The organism is candidate division KSB1 bacterium, from assembly GCA_024655945.1.
Lineage (GTDB): Bacteria > Zhuqueibacterota > Zhuqueibacteria > JANLFK01 > Oleimicrobiaceae > Oleimicrobium.
On sequence record JANLFK010000022.1, the window covers coordinates 1 to 1,814 of the forward strand.

Consider the following 1,814-nt stretch of genomic DNA (forward strand, 5'->3'; position numbering starts at 1 on the left):
CTCCTCCACCAGCCCGACCACGACACCACTGGGAAGGTCTTGCCTGGCTATGTCATTCCTGGAGGGGAACTTTGCACAGCTGCACCAGACGCCGCTCATACGCATCATTCAGAGGTTGGGCTTTGGGCAATTGAATACTGGTCCACTTCGAGAATCGCGCGAGGACCTCCTTTTTCGTGGCGCAACCCTCCTCACCCTGGGGTTGCGGTTCTGACCCCGTTTCTGATCAGCTGGGGCAGCCGAGGATGCAAAGACAACCCGAGCGGGCAAACGCAAGATTTCGGGTGTGGACATCCGATGCCTAGGAAAAGTTGGGTGTCCCGATTCGCAGAAATCTTTGAGGGTTCTTGAATCCCCGGCGGCGAGCATCTCGCGCAGCACGGGGACGAGGAGCGGATTCTTGTTGTTCATGGTTCACCTCCGATTCGGCCACGACGGGAAAGCGAACGCGACCGGAGGCGAACCGGTAGGCTACGCTCTGAGGAAGTGCCGACCGTCCCCGTCACAAGTCGCGTTGCGCCCGCATTGCCTTCCCAGGTCTTCAGGGTTTTCTGGGATCAATTTGCGGGTCGCGTTCGGGCAACTATGACTGCCGTCCGACTCGTCCACAGCAAATCCGCCTTTTATTCGTGTCATGTTGGTCGGTTACTGCGCACCCTTTCTTGGGGGACCTGACGGCTTGGGCATCCGCCGGGAGCGAAGCCCTTCAGGTGCAAGCCCGTGTTAGCCACCTCTATTTTGCGGGCCGAATCCCAAGAACGTTGGGCACTGGCCACGCCTAGGTGTTCGTATCATCCTCCCGAAAGCCAGTTTCGAAACTCCCAAAAAGGTCGATCTCCTGACCTCCGGCTTTCAAATACAGCTGCGCCTCCGGCCCACCCTCCAAATGCTGGGCCGCGACAATCCCAATCTCGGCTGATAGGAGTTCTCGATTCAGATCATGCATCGTGAATGGGGACCTGGAAAAAATGAACAAGATGCGGCCCTCGCTATCTTCCCCGAGAGCAGCCTCGCTCCACATGTTCTCCTGCTGACCCCATCTGTTCTTGCCCGGCCGCTTGATCAGCCTCAGATTCTGAACTGCTGATTGGTATCTCTGCAGAATCAAGTCCAAGCTGGCGCCAGGTTCGTCCAGGTCAAAGATATGAAATGGGGGAGCTTCGCTGCGTGGACGTGGATCGAACGCAGCGACCGATTGATAGCTGTTCACCTGGGCGCTGTTTGTGTGGCCGCGAGATCGCAGAAACCCCGGGTGCGTCTTGTAGTCGCTGCCGAACATCCCGGCATTGATTGCGGCCTTCAGATTGTAGCGCGCGCACCACTCACGTGCCGTGAGCCCGTGAGGTTCGTTCGTGTTGCTCCTCCCGATGAACACGAGCTGCCAGCGTCCGGGGTCCAAACCGACGACCGTGATTCGAGAATTGCCCACAGGGGTGTGCTGCTGTGCTTCCACAAACCGTACATCCAGACCGGATTCAAGTTGCATCCAGTCGTGGGTCTGAGCCCACATCTCCACCCATGACAAGACAAACAGGATGGTCACGCTAACCGCCGCCAATGTCCTGCGCATTTGCAGATCCTCCTGCATGGCTTCCGCTGAGAATGAGTTGCCCTAGGTCTCGGGGCACAGACTTTCATGAACCGGGTCTTCTTTACAAGTTGTGCAGGGTGAGCTTGAGGTAGATACTTGAAAGGCATCAGAGATATTCGTAACTCTTGGGGCAACACGCAGTACCCGGAGTGACCAAGAGGTCTGTCGTGCCGATGGAAAAGATAGTAAAGTGGACTTTGGGAATCAAGGATCATCTTGTCGC

The 1,814-nt window shown here is 56.9% G+C and carries 1 protein-coding gene; it reads right to left on the reverse strand.

The window, feature by feature from the left end:
- Window positions 1–778 precede the first annotated feature (778 nt).
- On the reverse strand, window positions 779–1,570 hold the full coding sequence (locus NUW13_16060) for a phosphodiester glycosidase family protein (GenBank protein MCR4440523.1): 792 nt from the start codon (window positions 1,568–1,570) through the stop codon (window positions 779–781).
- Window positions 1,571–1,814: the final 244 nt, after the last annotated feature.

Excerpts from the sequence above, each read along its gene's own strand:
- NUW13_16060 (MCR4440523.1), bottom strand. The coding sequence starts at position 1,570 with ATGCGCAGGACATTGGCGGCGGTTAGCGTGACCATCCTGTTTGTCTTG.